The 14635-nt window shown below is 71.5% G+C and carries 18 protein-coding genes and 2 pseudogenes; 12 read left to right on the top strand and 8 right to left on the bottom strand.

What is annotated here, in order from left to right; translation table 11 throughout:
• Positions 1-27: 27 nt before the first annotated feature.
• Positions 28-525 carry a protein-tyrosine phosphatase family protein gene (locus tag H305_RS0135245; RefSeq protein WP_028804589.1) on the top strand — a complete coding sequence of 166 codons (498 nt, stop codon included), beginning with the start codon at positions 28-30 and terminating at the stop codon, positions 523-525.
• Here the strand turns inward: H305_RS0135245 and H305_RS0135240 are convergent.
• Both H305_RS0135240 and H305_RS47965 read right to left on the bottom strand, forming a co-directional pair.
• Positions 491-1321, bottom strand: coding sequence for an ABC transporter permease (locus H305_RS0135240; protein ID WP_028804588.1), 831 nt, complete (start codon positions 1319-1321; stop codon positions 491-493). The genes H305_RS0135245 and H305_RS0135240 overlap by 35 nt on opposite strands.
• Positions 1318-2231: pseudogene (locus H305_RS47965) on the bottom strand (ATP-binding cassette domain-containing protein). The gene H305_RS0135240 and the pseudogene H305_RS47965 overlap by 4 nt, the downstream one beginning before the upstream one ends.
• Before the next feature lie 97 nt (positions 2232-2328).
• Here H305_RS47965 and H305_RS56170 point away from each other — a divergent pair.
• The 4 genes and pseudogenes from H305_RS56170 to H305_RS0135215 form a co-directional block, all read left to right on the top strand.
• Positions 2329-3084 (top strand): annotated as a pseudogene (locus tag H305_RS56170) (histidine kinase); the annotation flags it as partial.
• A gap of 172 nt (positions 3085-3256) precedes the next feature.
• Positions 3257-3598, top strand: a complete 342-nt coding sequence (locus tag H305_RS56165; RefSeq protein ID WP_028804586.1) for a sensor histidine kinase — start codon at positions 3257-3259, stop codon at positions 3596-3598.
• Positions 3598-4257 carry a response regulator gene (locus H305_RS0135220; RefSeq protein WP_028804585.1) on the top strand — a complete coding sequence of 220 codons (660 nt, stop codon included), beginning with the start codon at positions 3598-3600 and terminating at the stop codon, positions 4255-4257. The genes H305_RS56165 and H305_RS0135220 overlap by 1 nt, the downstream gene beginning before the upstream one ends.
• A gap of 271 nt (positions 4258-4528) precedes the next feature.
• Positions 4529-5236, top strand: coding sequence for a hypothetical protein (locus H305_RS0135215; RefSeq protein ID WP_028804584.1), 708 nt, complete (start codon positions 4529-4531; stop codon positions 5234-5236).
• On the opposite strand, the gene H305_RS47955 is transcribed toward H305_RS0135215, so the two are convergent.
• Entirely contained in the window at positions 5197-5418 is a 222-nt protein-coding gene (locus tag H305_RS47955) for a DUF397 domain-containing protein (protein ID WP_037766333.1), read from the bottom strand. The two genes, H305_RS0135215 and H305_RS47955, sit on opposite strands and share 40 nt — an antisense overlap.
• Entirely contained in the window at positions 5400-6233 is an 834-nt protein-coding gene (locus H305_RS0135205) for a helix-turn-helix domain-containing protein (protein WP_028804583.1), read from the bottom strand. Before H305_RS0135205 ends, H305_RS47955 begins: the two co-directional genes overlap by 19 nt.
• A 199-nt stretch (positions 6234-6432) precedes the next feature.
• Between H305_RS0135205 and H305_RS56500 the strand changes: the two genes are divergently transcribed.
• From H305_RS56500 to H305_RS0135175, 6 genes are read left to right on the top strand one after another with little or no spacing between them, the layout of a single operon-like run.
• Positions 6433-6576, top strand: a complete 144-nt coding sequence (locus H305_RS56500) for a hypothetical protein (RefSeq protein WP_179332407.1) — start codon at positions 6433-6435, stop codon at positions 6574-6576.
• Positions 6573-6803, top strand: coding sequence for a hypothetical protein (locus H305_RS0135195; RefSeq protein WP_028804582.1), 231 nt, complete (start codon positions 6573-6575; stop codon positions 6801-6803). Before H305_RS56500 ends, H305_RS0135195 begins: the two co-directional genes overlap by 4 nt.
• Before the next feature lie 55 nt (positions 6804-6858).
• Positions 6859-7473 carry a DUF1266 domain-containing protein gene (locus H305_RS0135190; protein WP_037766330.1) on the top strand — a complete coding sequence of 205 codons (615 nt, stop codon included), beginning with the start codon at positions 6859-6861 and terminating at the stop codon, positions 7471-7473.
• 22 nt (positions 7474-7495) lie between these two features.
• Complete coding sequence (recO, locus tag H305_RS0135185) at positions 7496-8245, top strand: DNA repair protein RecO (RefSeq protein WP_028804580.1); 750 nt, start codon at positions 7496-7498, stop codon at positions 8243-8245.
• 36 nt (positions 8246-8281) lie between these two features.
• Positions 8282-9139: an isoprenyl transferase gene (locus H305_RS0135180; protein ID WP_028804579.1), complete on the top strand. Its 858-nt coding sequence runs from the start codon at positions 8282-8284 to the stop codon at positions 9137-9139.
• 5 nt (positions 9140-9144) lie between these two features.
• Positions 9145-9660, top strand: coding sequence for a YcxB family protein (locus tag H305_RS0135175; RefSeq protein ID WP_028804578.1), 516 nt, complete (start codon positions 9145-9147; stop codon positions 9658-9660).
• Between the two features lie 98 nt (positions 9661-9758).
• Here the strand turns inward: H305_RS0135175 and H305_RS0135170 are convergent, their stop codons facing one another.
• The 4 genes from H305_RS0135170 to H305_RS0135155 are packed head-to-tail and all read right to left on the bottom strand — an operon-like array spanning position 9759 to position 12892.
• Entirely contained in the window at positions 9759-10184 is a 426-nt protein-coding gene (locus H305_RS0135170; RefSeq protein WP_028804577.1) for a Fur family transcriptional regulator, read from the bottom strand.
• A 58-nt stretch (positions 10185-10242) separates the two neighbouring features.
• Positions 10243-11145 (bottom strand): metal ABC transporter permease, encoded by a 903-nt coding sequence (locus tag H305_RS0135165; protein ID WP_028804576.1) that lies wholly within the window; start codon positions 11143-11145, stop codon positions 10243-10245.
• Positions 11145-11924, bottom strand: coding sequence for a metal ABC transporter ATP-binding protein (locus H305_RS0135160; protein WP_037766359.1), 780 nt, complete (start codon positions 11922-11924; stop codon positions 11145-11147). Before H305_RS0135160 ends, H305_RS0135165 begins: the two co-directional genes overlap by 1 nt.
• A 5-nt stretch (positions 11925-11929) precedes the next feature.
• The gene (locus H305_RS0135155) at positions 11930-12892 is read right to left on the bottom strand and encodes a metal ABC transporter substrate-binding protein (protein ID WP_028804574.1); all 963 of its coding nucleotides are present in this window, start codon (positions 12890-12892) and stop codon (positions 11930-11932) included.
• Positions 12893-13164: 272 nt separating this feature from the next.
• Between H305_RS0135155 and H305_RS0135150 the strand changes: the two genes are divergently transcribed.
• The gene (locus H305_RS0135150; RefSeq protein ID WP_028804573.1) at positions 13165-14547 is read left to right on the top strand and encodes a glycine--tRNA ligase; all 1383 of its coding nucleotides are present in this window, start codon (positions 13165-13167) and stop codon (positions 14545-14547) included.
• Positions 14548-14635: the final 88 nt, after the last annotated feature.

Below are 14635 nucleotides of genomic sequence, written 5' to 3'. Positions count from 1 at the left end.
ACCGCCCGCGCGCCTAGGCTGGGGCGCATGGAAGGGACTTGGGATCCGGACCGCGCGGGCGTGCTGCGGCTGCCCTCCGGCCGGCTGGTGCGGGGAAGGGCGCTGCGCCACGGGCCGGCACCGGACGGAGCGCAGCCGACGTACGGCGTGTACCTGCTCGGCAAGCGGCCCCCCGAGCCCCTCTGGGAGGCACACTGGCTGCGCTGGCCGGACTTCCGCCTCCCCACCGACCACGCGGAGACCCGCGCCGTCCTCACCGAGGCCTGGCGCCGCGCGGAGACCGGCCGCGTCGAGATCGCCTGCGGCGGAGGCCGCGGCCGCACGGGCACGGCCCTCGCCTGCCTCGCGGTCCTCGACGGTGTACCGCCCCACGAGGCCGTGGACTACGTGCGCCGTCACTACGACCGGCACGCCGTCGAGACACCGTGGCAGCGCCGCTACGTACGCCGCTTCGCCGTGCCCGCTCCGCCGCCGCCCGCCCGCGCCCGGCTCACACGTCGCGGCGGTCCACCGACAGCACGGTGACGACCGCGGCCACCGCGGCCCACGCCGCGTAGGTGGTCCAGCCGCCCGCGACGGTCGCCTGGTACCGCGGGACCAGCGTGTAGGGGTTGTGCCCGTAGTCGATGTCGACCAGCCGTGACCACGCGTTGACGGGCTGGGCGTGCCGGACTGCGGCCGTCCAGCGGTAGCGGTCGGTGATGAACGCGGGGATCAGCAGGAGCACGGCGGTGGTGGCGACCATCGTGGTCGCGCTGTGCCGGATCAGCGCGCCCAGGGCCATGCCGGCCAGCGCGCCGACGGGGGCGAGCAGCGCGGACGCGGCGACGACGCGGAAGGCGCCGGGGTGACCGATCGGGACGCCGGCGCCCCGGGTGGAGAGGATCGCCTGGGCCGAGGCGAAGGAGACGCCCGCGACGAGCACGCCGTACATGGTCATGACGGCCGTCACCAGCGTCACCTTCGCCGCCATCACCGCCCGCCGGTCGGGGACCGCCGCGAACGTCGTACGGATCATCCCCGTCGCGTACTCGCCGACGACGGTGACCGCGCCGATGCTCGCCACCGCGAGGAGCAGGATCATCGCGGAGCCGTCGGTGAACGCGTCGCGCAGGGCCAGTTCGACGACGCTGTCCCGCTGCGACGGGTCGAAGCGGGGGTGGTCGCCGGCGTCGACCCGGGCCGCGTTCGCGTTGAAGGCGATGACGGCCAGCGCACCGGCGCCGAGCGCCCAGTACGTCGAGCGCAGGGACCGCATCTTGATCCACTCGGCGGCGAGGAGGTCCGCGAACCGGGCGGCGGGCGGGGCGAGGGCCGTCATCGGGCGTCTCCGGCGAGGAATTCGGCGCTGTCGGCGGTCAGTTCCATGAAGGCGGCCTCCAGGGAGGCGGCCTGCGGGGTCAGCTCTTCGAGCAGGATCCGGTGTTGGAAGGCGAGTTCGCCGATGCGGGCCGCGCTCAGCACCGTCACCTTCAGGGTCCGCTCGTCGTACGGCGCGACCGCCGCCCCCTCGGCGGAAGCACGGTGGCCAGCCGTCCGGTGTCGGGCGTGCGGACCGTCACGGTGAGCCGGGTGCCGCGTGCGGCGAAGTCCGTGAGGCTCTCCGCGGCGATCAGTTCGCCCCGGCCGATGACGATCAACTGGTCGGCGGTGTTCTCCATCTCGGACATGAGGTGGCTGGAGACGAAGACCGTGCGGCCCTCGGCGGCGAGCTTCCGGAAGAGTCCGCGCACCCACCGCACGCCCTCCGGGTCGAGGCCGTTGAGCGGTTCGTCGAACAGCAGCACCGGGGGGTCGCCGAGCAGCGCCGTCGCGATGCCCAGGCGCTGCTTCATGCCGAGCGAGTAGCCGTCGACACGACGCCCGGCCGCGGGGCCCGACAGCCCCACCTCCTCCAGCACCTCGTCGACCCGCGCGGAGGGGATGCGGTTGCCGCGGGCCAGCGCCGACAGATGGGCGCGTGCGCTGCGTCCGCCGTGCACGTCGCCCGCGTCGAGGAGGGCGCCGACGTGCCGCAGTCCGCGCGGCCGCTCCCGGAAGGCGCGTCCGTCGACGGTGGCGGTGCCGCTGGTCGGGGCGACCAGGCCGAGGAGCATGCGCAGGGTCGTCGTCTTGCCCGCGCCGTTCGGGCCGAGGAACCCGGTGACGTGCCCCGGGCGCACCCGGAACGACAACCACCGTACGGCCGTGGTGTCTTGGTAGCGCTTGGTCAGTCCATCGACTTCGATCACGGGAACACCGTCCCGCCGCGGCGGGGCCCGGGGCATCGGCCCCGCGCGGACATCGCCCGGGCGCGGATGCCGACCCTGGTCGTACGTCCCCGGGACGATGCCCGCGCGCACGGCGCACACCTACGATCACCGCATGCACGTGACGCCGCCCCTTCCCCTGCTCAAGCGTGTGCCGCCCGGTGCCTGGGTGGCCGTGGCCTGGTGCGCGAGCGCCGTGTTCACCTTCCTCGCACGCCTGCGTCTGCCCGGCGAGGAGGCGCCCAGCGAGCAGGTCGCGGCCCAGTTCTTCCGCTGGGACGGCCTGTCGTTCCTGGCGATCGCCTGCGCGCTGGCCCTGGTGGCCGGCCGTCAGCTGTCGCGCCGGCCCCTGACCGCCCTGGCCCTGCTGCTGGCGGCGGCAGCCTTCGTGACGACCAACCTGGCTGTCGGTGCGGTCCAGTTGGCGCAGTTCCTCGCCGTCGACCTCGCGCTCTACTTCATCGCGGCCGGCCGTCCGCGCCGGACCGGTGTCGTCGCGCTCGGCATGTCCCTCGCCGTGCTGGTGGCCTGGCTCGCGGTGCGGCTCGCGTGCGGATGGGGCGTCGGCACGCTGGCGGGGCTGACCGTGGCGCTCACCGCCGTGGTCTCCTGGCTGCTCGGGGACGCCTCGCGCCGCACCCGCGAGTACGCGGAGACGCTGCGCGTGCGTGCCGCCGCACAGGCCGTCACCGACGAACGTCTGCGCATCGCCCGCGAGATGCACGACATGGTCGCGCACAGCATCGGCATCGTCGCCCTCCAGGCCGGGGCGGCGGCCCGGGTCGTCCACACCCGGCCGGACGCGGCGCGCGATGCGATGACGGCGGTGGAGACGGCGGGCCGCGAGACCCTGGCGGGGCTGCGGCGCATGCTGGTCGCGCTGCGCGAGGCCGACCAGTCGCGCAGCCCTGGCACCGGTCCGTCCCCGGGCGAGGAGGCGTCGCGGTCGCCCCGCGGAGGGGCTCGCCGACCTCGACCGGCTGGCCGCCGTCACGACGGCCGCGGGCGTGCGCGTCGAGGTCAGCCGGAAGGGCGAGCCGCGCCCGCTCCCCGCGGACATCGACCTGTCCGCGTTCCGGATCGTCCAGGAGTCGGTGACGAACGTGGTACGGCACGCGGGCACGACGGCCTGCCGGGTGACCGTCGACCACCGCGACGACGAGGTCGTCGTCGACGTCACGGACGACGGCCGGGGCCGGGGCAGCACCACCGACACGGGCTTCGGGCTCCTCGGCATGCGGGAGCGGGTCGCGCTGCTGCACGGCGAGTTCAGCGCGGGACCCAGGGCCGAGGGCGGCTTCCGCGTGACGGCCCGCCTTCCGCTCCCCGCGAAGGCCGTGGCCCCCTGATGCCGGTCCGTGTGGTCCTGGCCGACGACCAGCAGCTCATCCGCACGGCCCTGCGCATGGTCATCGCCGACATCGAGGACGTCGAGGCGGTGGGCGAGGCCGCGAACGGCGAGGAGGCGGTGACCCTGGCGGCCGAACTGAGCCCCGACGTCGTCGTCATGGACATCCGCATGCCGGGCATGGACGGCATCGAGGCGACGCGCCGGATCACCCTCGGCGGCGGGGAGTCGAGGGTCGTCGTCCTCACCACGTTCGACGACGACGACTACGTGTACGGGGCGCTGCGCGCGGGCGCGTCCGGCTTCCTCGTCAAGGACATGGCTCTGGACGACATCATCGGCGCCGTCCGCGTCGTGGCGTCCGGCGACGCCCTCATCGCACCCGGCGTCACCCGCCGTCTCATCCGCGACTTCATCGCGGTCCGCCCCGAACAGGCTAGGGCACGCCGCGAGTTGAAGGGCATCACCGAACGGGAGCGCGAGGTCCTCACCCTGGTCGGCACGGGCCTGTCCAACACCGAGATAGCCGAGCGGCTCTTCATCAGCGTGGCCACGGCGAAGACGTACCTCACCCGCCTGCTGTCCAAGCTGGACGCCCGGGACCGGGTCCAGTTGGTGATCCTCGCGTACGAGGCGGGCCTGGTGTCCGTGGACCGGTGAGCGCTCCGTCTCCACGTCACAGGCAACCCCGCTGCGTTCGCCGGTACTTGAGGGTCATGCGGTCGCCGGTCTGATGAACTCCGCCCTGTCCTGACGAGCCCTGACGAGCCCGGACGAACAGCCGGGGCCATGGACCGGCAGTCGCGCCCTCAGCGGGCGAATCGTTTCGGCATGATCTATTCCGTAGATTTGGGTGAAAGTCGCACAAGTCCGGGGTCTGGGCGGCAATATGGCCTGATCTTCCGCCGAACCACGGACCCGAGGCCGCTCCATGACCACACCGCAGTCCCCGACGGACCCCTACGCAAGGCGGCAGCATCCGCCGCACCAGGGGAGCCCGGCCGCGGGATCGGGGGACTCCCACCGCACCGCGCTCGTCGTGGCCCTGATCGGCGCCGCCGCCACCATCGTGGCGGCCCTGATCGGATTGTTCGTGCAGCTCAGCGGGGACTCGGAGCGGCGCGACGCCGGCTCGACGGTCAGCGGCGCGTCCCCCACGTCAGGGGCGTCCGGCGCACCCGGCAGCCCCGGTACGTCCACTACGCCCGGTCCGTCCGGCCCCTCCGCGACGCCCACCCCGTCCGCGACGCCCACCACGCCATCGGCGGCCCCGGCGCTCGCCGGCATGCCGGAGGCGTTCCTCGGGCGCTGGCAGGGGTACGCCGAGGAGCTCGACGCCTCCGAGACCGATCACTACCGGGTCACCCTGGAGCTGAACCAGGGCTCCCCGCGGGAACAGGTCGGCAGCATCCACTACGCCATGGAGTCCTCCGACTGCTACGGCGTCGTCACACTGACCGCGGTCGGCGGCAGTGACCGAATGACGCTCGGAGAGGACATCCAGTCGGGCAACTGCGTGAAGAACGGCCGGATCACCCTCACGCTGCGACCCGGCGACACCGTGGACTTCGCCTACGAGTCGACCAAGCGCGACGGCACTCAGCAGTCCGTGCGGGCCGGGCTCGACAGGGTCGCGTGATGAGCCACGAAGTCGGCCCACGCGGCTGACGGGAAGACCAGGGCGGGGCCGTCCGGGACCTTGCTGTCCCGGACGGGGACGACACCGGGGACTCCGGCGGCCACCTCGACGCAACTGCCGCCGTTGTCGTCGCTGTAGCTGCTCTTGCGCCACTGGGCGAGGCTCAGGTCGTACTCGCGCATCGTCTGTGATCCTCCGCCGCCGACTCGATCAGGGCCAGGGACGCCTCCCGTGGCAGCGCGGCGGCCCTGAGCAGATCGTATGCTGCCCATACCCGCTTCACCAGGGCCGGATCGTCCAGCAGACGCCCTGAATACACCGCCTCTGTATAGGCAGTTGGCGGGGCCTCCTCGAACTCCATGAGCTGCACCATGCGGCCCATGAGGGGGTAGGCCCCGACCGCGTACGGCAGCGTCTGCACCAGCACTTTCCGCCGGCGAGACAGAGACACGACGTGGTCGAGCTGCTCGGCCATCGCGGCGGAGCCGCCGACGGGGATCCTCAGCACGTGCTCGTGCAGGATCGCCCAGTACTCGGGCGGTGTCGCGCCGTCCAGCACCCGGGCCCGCTCCCGACGTGCCTCGACCTTCTCCTCGATGCTGTCGTCGGAGGCGAACGGGTTGCCCGCCAGCATCACGGCGCGGGTGTACGCGGCGGTCTGGAGAAGCCCCGGCACGAGCGTCGGCGCGAACTCGCAGATCTTCGTCGCCGTCCGCTCCAGTTCGACGACCTCCGCGAAGTATTCCGCGTACCGCTTGTCGTCGATGAGTTTCCGCCATGTGCGTTCGAAAAAACCCTCGGTTTGCAGGATTTCGTCGATTCTCCGGGCCACGTCCAACTGGGGTTTGCGAATCGCTTGTTCGAACTGGCCGATGTATCCGCCCGACACGAAAACGCGTGCCCCCAACTCCACCTGGGTGAGGCCGGCATCCTCCCGGCGTCGTTTCAGCTCCGCCCCGAAGAACTCCCACGCCGCCTGCCGCGAACCGTTGGCCATGGCCAACCCCCTTGTACTGCCGTGCACTTGCAGTGCACAGACTCCTGCCGAGTGTAGGCGCACAGCGTCACCATCGAGATGAGAAGAGTGAAACAGGAAAAGGAAGGGGAGCAGGGTGACGGCAGAACACGGACCACTCGGGGGACGGCACTCGGCGCGTTGCGTCGAAGAGGCGGAGGAAACAGTGAGGGAATTGCGGATGGCACTCGCGAACGCGGGAATCACCTTGCCGTCGCTCCGGCTCGATGCGGCGTCCCTCGCCCGCGAGGCACCGTGCCCGCGCGTCGAACTGGGCGGCTGCTCCGCCGAGGTCGCCGCCCGGCTCGCGGCGGCGCTGCGATGAGGCCGCCTCGGCAGCAGCCGCCGGTCGGCTCGTACGCCGTCGACACACGCACGGGACGGGTGGGCCTGGTCATGGGGCACGAGGGCCCCTACGTACAGCTCAGACCGCTCGGCGGCGGGAGGGAGTGGGACTGCGACCCGGACGCGGTCCGCGGTGCCACCGCCGCGGAGCGGCTCAGCGCGGCGACCGCCTACGCCAACGCACGCAGTCGAGGTGAGGTCCCTTGAAGGGGAGGCGGAGGGACCGCGGGGAGACAGACCGCGTGACGTAGGGTGCGGCCGCATGGCGATATGGAACCGTCGCGGGCGGAAGGTCACGCGCAAGTACCCCGTTCCGCTCACCATGCACCAGCTGTGGATGGTGTCGCTGAGCGCGCCGGTGAACCGGGACCGGGACGCCTCCCGGACGACCCTGTACCCGTTCACCCGCATCGACGACGACAAGGCCCGGCGGTGGCTGGCCGACCAGTGGGAGATCACCTCGCGCGAGGCGCTGGTCGGCCGCCTCGACGGCCTGGCGCGGTCCGGCTACCGTTCGGGAGCCCGGCGGCGGCTCGGCGTCGAACCGCTGGCCTGGGACGCCGGACTGTACGTGGACATCTCGCGCAGGGGGTTCGCGGCGGGGATGCTGAGCGAGTCCGAGGCGTGGACCGCCCTGAAGAACATCGTGCCGGCGGTGGTGCGCTCGTACGCCTCCTGGTCCGAGTACGCCGACCACTACCTGCTGGGCCGCATGGTCTGGCGCGACAACCTCCGAAGCCGCGGGGGCGAGGAGCTCCCGGCACCGCAGGCCGTGTCCGACGCGCACCTGAAGTCCCTCCTGGACCCGGCGAACCGGGCCAGCCCCTGGAACATGGCTCCCTGGGAGGCGATCGGCCGCCCCGACCACGGACGCTGAATCCGTACGGGAGAATGGGCCCATGAGTCTGTTCCGCGACGACGGCATCGTGCTGCGCACCCAGAAGCTGGGTGAGGCGGACCGGATCATCACGCTGCTCACCCGCGGTCACGGACGGGTACGTGCCGTGGCCCGCGGCGTCCGGCGCACCAAGTCGAAGTTCGGCGCCAGGCTGGAGCCCTTCTCGCACGTCGACGTGCAGTTCTTCGCGCGGGGCAGTGAACTCGTCGGGCGCGGGCTGCCGCTGTGCACGCAGAGCGAGACGATCGCTCCGTACGGTGGCGGGATCGTCACCGACTACGCGCGCTACACCGCGGGCACGGCCATGCTGGAGACCGCCGAGCGGTTCACCGACCACGAGGGGGAGCCGGCCGTGCAGCAGTACCTGCTGCTGGTCGGCGGGCTGCGCACGCTCGCCCGCGGCGAGCACGAGCCGCACCTCGTCCTGGACGCCTTCCTGCTGCGCTCCCTCGCGGTGAACGGCTACGCGCCGAGCTTCGGCGACTGCGCGAAATGCGGCATGCCGGGTCCGAACCGGTTCTTCTCGGTCGCGGCGGGAGGTTCCGTCTGCGTCGACTGCCGGGTGCCCGGCAGCGTCGTACCCTCGGCCCAGGCCCTGGAACTGCTCGGGGCGCTGCTCACGGGAGACTGGCAGACCGCGGACGCGAGCGAGCCGCGGTACGTCAGGGAGGGCAGCGGGCTCGTGTCGGCCTATCTGCACTGGCACTTGGAGCGCGGACTTCGTTCCCTTCGGTACGTCGAGAAGCAGTGACAGCAAGCGCAAGCAGCAAGAGGAGACGAGAAGCACATGGCCGTACGCGGGATCCTGGGACGCCAGCGCCGCGAGTACCAGTCGCCCGAACCACACCCGTCAGGCGCCCGCGCGCCGAAGCTTCCCGGTGAACTGGTCCCGGGCCATGTGGCGATCGTCATGGACGGGAACGGCCGCTGGGCCAAGGAGCGCGGGCTGCCGCGCACCGAGGGGCACAAGGTGGGCGCCGAGCGGGTGGTGGACGTGCTCCAGGGCGCGATCGAGATGGGCGTCGGGGCGATCTCGCTGTACGCCTTCTCCACGGAGAACTGGAAGCGCTCGCCGGACGAGGTGCGCTTCCTGATGAACTTCAACCGCGACTTCATCCGCAAGACCCGCGACCAGCTCGACGACCTCGGCATCCGGGTGCGCTGGGTGGGCCGGATGCCCAAGCTGTGGAAGTCCGTCGCCAAGGAGCTCCAGATCTCCCAGGAGCAGACGAAGGACAACGACCGGCTCACGCTGTACTTCTGCATGAACTACGGCGGCCGTGCCGAGATCGCCGACGCGGCGCAGGCCATGGCGGAGGACGTGCGGGCCGGGCGGCTCGACCCGTCGAAGGTCACCGAGAAGACGTTCGCGAAGTACCTCTACTACCCGGACATGCCGGACGTGGACCTGTTCCTGCGGCCCAGTGGCGAGCAGCGCACCTCCAACTACCTTCTCTGGCAGAGCGCGTACGCCGAGATGGTCTTCCAGGACGTGCTGTGGCCCGACTTCGACCGGCGTGACCTGTGGCGTGCCTGCGTCGAATACGCCTCGCGCGACCGCCGCTTCGGCGGCGCCGTCCCGAACGAGCAGCTCGTCGCGATGGAGGCGGCCATGAAGGGGCGGCCCGACGCCGAGGGCGTCTGACGCGGATGGACGAGGGGGAGCGCGTCGAGCTGGTGTACCGGGCCACGGCCGGGGAGTTCCGTGAGGCGCTGCGCGTCGCGGAGAACGCCTCGGCCGCCGGGCGCTGGGGCCGGCGCCTCCTGCTCGCCTCCGGCGTCCTCGGGGTGCTCGTCGGCGCGCTGCCGATGGCGCTCGGCGCCTCCGCCGATCCCAGGGTGGCCGTGATGCTCGGTGCGGCCGTGCTGGGCCTCGGGGTGCTGCCGTGGTGGCAGGCCCGGCTCGTCCAGCGGCGCGCCGCCGCCCGGGGCGAGTACCGGGCCGTCGTGGACGCGTGGGGGGTGCGGGTCACGCACGAGGAAGGCAGCCGGCTGACCGGCTGGTCGCGGATGGCCCGCTACGCGGAGACGCGCCGCTCCTTCGTCCTGCTGGGTTCCGGGCCCAGGGCGCCCGCCTCGATCCTGCTGCCGAAGCGCGGGGCCGGCAGCCCCCTGGACGTCGAGAGGTTGCGCTCGATCCTCGACCGCAACCTCACCCGCGTCTGAACCGGCCCACCCTCCGACCACGGCCGGGAGCCTGCGCGAATCCCGTCCGAAGCGTGTCCGGCTCCCGTGTCAGGGCCGCCGGCCGCAGGCGGGCGGCCTCAGCCCTCGGGCGACGGGCACTGCGCGCAGTCCGCGCACGTGCCGAAGATCTCCACGGTGTGCGCGACGTTCACGTAGCCGTGCTCCGTCGCGATCGACTCCGCCCACTTCTCGACGGCCGGGCCCTCGACCTCGACCGCCTTGCCGCACACACGGCACACCAGGTGGTGGTGGTGCTCGCCCGAGGAGCAGCGGCGGTAGACGGACTCGCCTTCGTTGGTGCGCAGGACATCGACCTCGCCCGCGTCGGCGAGGGACTGAAGGGTGCGGTAGACGGTGGTGAGCCCGACCGAGTCACCCTTGTGCTTGAGCATGTCGTGGAGCTCCTGAGCGCTGCGGAACTCGTCGACCTCGTCGAGAGCCGCCGCCACGGCGGCACGCTGCCGGGTGGAACGGCCCCGAACGGGCGATCCAGCGGTTGTCACCGTTGCCTCCTCACGTCTGCCCTTGCCCGGCCATTGTGCCAGTCCGGGCCCTGCCCGGTCAGACGCCGACGTCCGTCCGCTCACCCCCCGTGGCCGGAATCGCACACTCCGCGGGGTCGCCCGCGGCCTGCGCCGCCGCTGCCGCGCGGGCCCGTCGGCGGGCCAGCGGAGTCGCCAGCGCCGTCAGCGCGATGAACGCGCCGATCGTCAGCAGCACGATGGTCGCGCCGGGCGGCACGTCCTGGTAGTACGACGTCACGGTGCCGCCGATGGTCACGCTCACCCCGATCGCCACGGCGATGGCGAAGGTGGCCGCGAAGCTGCGGCTGAGCTGCTGGGCGGCGGCCACCGGGACCACCATCAGCGCGCTCACCAGGAGCAGCCCGACCACCCGCATGGCGACCGTCACGGTGACCGCGGCCGTGACCGCGGTCAGCAGGTTCAGGGCGCGCACCGGCAGGCCGGTCACCCGCGCGAACTCCTCGTCCTGGCTGACCGCGAACAGCTGACGGCGCAGCCCCAGGGTGACGAGCACGACGAACGCGGCGAGCAGGCAGATCGCCGTCACGTCGGACTCCGAGACGGTGGACAGCGAGCCGAAGAGGTACGAGGTGAGGTTGGCGTTCGAGCCGCCCGGCGCGAGGTTGATGAACATCACGCCGCCCGCCATGCCGCCGTAGAACAGCATCGCGAGGGCGATGTCGCCGCGCGTCCTGCCGTACCAGCGGATCAGTTCCATCAGGACGGCACCGAGGACCGAGACGGCCGTCGCCATCCACACCGGCGAGGTCGACAGGAGGAAGCCGAGGCCCACTCCGGTCATCGCGACATGCCCGATGCCGTCGCCCATCAGGGCCTGGCGGCGCTGCACGAGGTAGATGCCGACGGCGGGCGCGGTGATCCCCACCAGGACGGCGGCGAGCAGGGCCCGCTGCATGAAGGCGTAGTCGAGGATCTCCATCAGCTCAGCAGTCCCGTCCGGATCGGTTCGGCGTCGTGAGCCGCGTGCGGATGTACGTGGTCGTGGCCGGGCAGCGCGTGCTGGCCGACCGCCCGCGGGGGCGGGCCGTCGTGCAGGACGCAGCCGTCGCGCAGCACGACCGCACGGTCGATCAGCGGCTCCAGCGGGCCCAGTTCGTGCAGGACGAGGAGGACGGAGACGCCCTGGGCGACCTGCTCGCGCAAGGTCGCGGCCAGCACCTCCTGGCTGGCGAGGTCGACGCCCGCCATCGGCTCGTCCATGATCAGCAGCTCGGGTTCGGACGCCAGCGCGCGGGCGATCAGCACGCGCTGGTGCTGGCCGCCGGAGAGCGCGTCGACGGGGTCCTTGGCGCGGTCGGCCATGCCGACGAGCTCCAGGGCGCGTCGTACGGCCGTGTGGTCGGCCTTGCGCAGCACGCCGAAGCGGGCGCGCGACAGCCGGCCGGACGCCACGATCTCGGCGACCGTCGCGGGCACGCCGCCGGCAGCGGTGGTGCGCTGCGGCACGTACCCGACGCGTTTCCAGTCCCGGAAGCGGCTTTGCGGGGTGCCGAAGATCTCGATGTCGCCGCCGTTGACGCCGACCTGTCCGATGATGCTGCGCACGGCGGTCGACTTGCCGGAACCGTTGGCGCCGAGCAGCGCGACGATCTCGCCGCGGTGCACGGCCAGGTCGATGCCGCGCAGGACCGGGCGCGAACCCAGCCGGGCGGTCACCCCGCGCAGGGATATGACGGGCTCGCTCAAGGCTTCCTCCATGGCGGTCACTCGGCGCCCAGGGCCGTCTGGAGCGCCTTCAGGTTCGACTCCATGACCTGCACGTAGTCGTCGCCCCTGGACTTGTCGGTGATGCCCTCGATCGGGTCGAGGACGTCCGTCTTCAGGTGGGCGTCGCCGGCGATCGTCCGGGCCGTCTTGTCGTTCACGAGGGTTTCGTAGAACACGGTGGTGACGCCGTCGGCGCGGGCCATCTCCTCCAGCCCCTTCACCCGGTTCGCGCTGGGCTCCGACTCCGGGTCCAGGCCGTTGATGGCCTCCTCGGTGAGGCCGTAGCGCTCGGCGAGGTAGCCGAAGGCGGCGTGCGTGGTGATGAAGACCTTGGTCCTGGTGTTCTTCAGGCCGTCCGTGAAGCGGGTGTTCAGCGTGTCCAGCTTCTTCACCAGCGCCTCGGTGTTCTTCTGGTAGTCCGCCGCGTGCTCGGGGTCGGCCTTCACGAAGGCCGAGCCGACGCCCTTGGCCGCCTCGGCGTACTTCACCGGGTCGAGCCAGATGTGCGGGTCGCTGCCGCCGCTCTCCTCGCCCTCGCTGTGGTCGTGGGCCGCCGCGTGCCCGCCGACCTCGTTGCCGTGCTTCTCCAGGGAGGTCAGCGACGCGGCGTCGATCTTGGTCTTGACCTCGGACTGCGCCACGGCGTCGTCGACGGCCGGCTGGAGGTTCTTCAGGTAGAGGACGGCGTCCGCCTCCTGGAGCTGCGCGGTCTGCCGCGCGCTGATCTCCAGGTCGTGCGGCTCCTGGCCGGGCTGGGTCAGCGTCGTGACGTTCACGTGCGTCCCGCCGATCTGCTCGGCGAGGTACTGCATCGGGTAGAACGACGCCACCACGTCGAGCTTCCCCGCGCCCTTGCCGTCGGCGGAGGCCGAGCCGGAGCAGGCGGAGAGGGTGCCGAGACCGAGGACGGTGGCGGCGGCCACGGCGGTCCCGGATATGAGGCGTCGCTGTACGTTCATGACAGTCATTTTCAACAAAATTGGAAACGGTTGTCAACAAGCGCTCCGACGGGCCCCCGGGGGACCCTGGAGAGAGCGGTTCCGGAAGTCCCGGTGAGCGGATCAAGTAGCAGCAAGCGGCAGGAAGCGACCGGGACCGCGAACCGATTTGATACAGGGGTGGGCCCCGCCGGTAACCTGAAGCATTCGTCCGCCCGTCTCCCGATCTCCACCCCTCACCGAGGCGCTCCGCGCCGCCCCCATCCATCTCCGTTCGTAATGAAGAGAGCACCGTGGCCGCCGACAAGATCGACACCATCGTCAGCCTGAGCAAGCGCCGTGGCTTCGTTTTCCCCTGTAGTGAGATCTACGGCGGCCAGCGCGCCGCCTGGGACTACGGCCCGCTGGGCGTCGAGCTCAAGGAGAACATCAAGCGCCAGTGGTGGCGCTACATGGTCACCTCCCGTGAGGACGTCGTCGGTATCGACTCGTCGGTGATCCTGGCCACCGAGGTCTGGGTCGCGTCGGGTCACGTCGCCACCTTCACGGACCCGCTCACCGAGTGCACCTCCTGCCACAAGCGCTTCCGCGCGGACCACCTGGAGGAGGCCTACGAGGCGAAGCACAACCGCCCGCCGGAGAACGGTCTCGCGGACATCAACTGCCCCAACTGCGGCAACAAGGGCCAGTTCACCGAGCCCAAGCAGTTCTCGGGCCTGCTGTCCACCCACCTCGGCCCCACGCAGGACAGCGGCTCCGTCGCCTACCTGCGCCCCGAGACCGCGCAGGGCATCTTCACCAACTTCTCCCAGGTGCAGACCACCTCGCGCCGCAAGCCGCCGTTCGGCATCGCGCAGATGGGCAAGTCCTTCCGCAACGAGATCACGCCCGGCAACTTCATCTTCCGCACCCGCGAGTTCGAGCAGATGGAGATGGAGTTCTTCGTCAAGCCGGGCGAGGACGAGAAGTGGCAGGAGTACTGGATGCAGGAGCGCTGGAACTGGTACACCGGCCTCGGTCTGCGCGAGGAGAACATGCGGTGGTACGACCACCCGCAGGAGAAGCTCTCCCACTACTCCAAGCGCACCGCGGACATCGAGTACCGCTTCCAGTTCGGCGGCAACGAGTGGGGTGAGCTGGAGGGCGTCGCCAACCGTACGGACTACGACCTCTCCGCCCACTCCAAGGCCTCCGGCCAGGACCTGTCGTACTTCGACCAGGAAGCCGGCGAGCGCTGGACCCCGTACGTCATCGAGCCCGCCGCCGGTGTCGGCCGCGCCATGCTCGCCTTCCTCCTCGACGCCTACGTCGAGGACGAGGCCCCGAACGCCAAGGGCAAGATGGAGAAGCGCACCGTGCTCCGCCTCGACCCGCGCCTGTCGCCGGTCAAGGTCGCCGTGCTGCCGCTCTCCCGCAACCCCGAGCTGTCGCCGAAGGCCAAGGGCCTGGCGGCCGCGCTGCGCCAGCACTGGAACATCGAGTTCGACGACGCCGGCGCCATCGGCCGCCGCTACCGTCGCCAGGACGAGATCGGCACGCCGTTCTGCGTCACCGTCGACTTCGACACCCTCGACGACAACGCCGTCACCGTCCGCGAGCGCGACTCCATGAAGCAGGAGCGTGTCTCCCTCGACCAGATCGAGGGCTACCTCGCCGCGCGTCTGATCGGCTGCTGACCGCGCCCCGCGCCTGATCGCCGCCGGGCCGCACGCCCGGCCCGGCGCACACGAGCCCCCGGTTCCACGCGGAACCGGGGGCTCCTGT

It is taken from the genome of Streptomyces sp. 142MFCol3.1 (assembly GCF_000424945.1).
Lineage (GTDB): Bacteria > Actinomycetota > Actinomycetes > Streptomycetales > Streptomycetaceae > Streptomyces > Streptomyces siamensis.
The sequence above is the reverse complement of the archived record's forward strand: the minus strand, read 5'-3'. Positions and strand labels throughout refer to the sequence as shown.

Coding starts and splice junctions, on each gene's coding strand:
- H305_RS0135245 (WP_028804589.1), top strand. CDS start 28: ATGGAAGGGACTTGGGATCCGGACCGCGCGGGCGTGCTGCGGCTGCCC.
- H305_RS0135240 (WP_028804588.1), bottom strand. CDS start 1,321: ATGACGGCCCTCGCCCCGCCCGCCGCCCGGTTCGCGGACCTCCTCGCC.
- H305_RS0135220 (WP_028804585.1), top strand. CDS start 3,598: ATGCCGGTCCGTGTGGTCCTGGCCGACGACCAGCAGCTCATCCGCACG.
- H305_RS0135215 (WP_028804584.1), top strand. CDS start 4,529: ATGACCACACCGCAGTCCCCGACGGACCCCTACGCAAGGCGGCAGCAT.
- H305_RS47955 (WP_037766333.1), bottom strand. CDS start 5,418: ATGCGCGAGTACGACCTGAGCCTCGCCCAGTGGCGCAAGAGCAGCTAC.
- H305_RS0135205 (WP_028804583.1), bottom strand. CDS start 6,233: ATGGCCAACGGTTCGCGGCAGGCGGCGTGGGAGTTCTTCGGGGCGGAG.
- H305_RS56500 (WP_179332407.1), top strand. CDS start 6,433: ATGGCACTCGCGAACGCGGGAATCACCTTGCCGTCGCTCCGGCTCGAT.
- H305_RS0135195 (WP_028804582.1), top strand. CDS start 6,573: ATGAGGCCGCCTCGGCAGCAGCCGCCGGTCGGCTCGTACGCCGTCGAC.
- H305_RS0135190 (WP_037766330.1), top strand. CDS start 6,859: ATGGCGATATGGAACCGTCGCGGGCGGAAGGTCACGCGCAAGTACCCC.
- recO (WP_028804580.1), top strand. CDS start 7,496: ATGAGTCTGTTCCGCGACGACGGCATCGTGCTGCGCACCCAGAAGCTG.
- H305_RS0135180 (WP_028804579.1), top strand. CDS start 8,282: ATGGCCGTACGCGGGATCCTGGGACGCCAGCGCCGCGAGTACCAGTCG.
- H305_RS0135175 (WP_028804578.1), top strand. CDS start 9,145: ATGGACGAGGGGGAGCGCGTCGAGCTGGTGTACCGGGCCACGGCCGGG.
- H305_RS0135165 (WP_028804576.1), bottom strand. CDS start 11,145: ATGGAGATCCTCGACTACGCCTTCATGCAGCGGGCCCTGCTCGCCGCC.
- H305_RS0135160 (WP_037766359.1), bottom strand. CDS start 11,924: ATGGAGGAAGCCTTGAGCGAGCCCGTCATATCCCTGCGCGGGGTGACC.
- H305_RS0135155 (WP_028804574.1), bottom strand. CDS start 12,892: ATGAACGTACAGCGACGCCTCATATCCGGGACCGCCGTGGCCGCCGCC.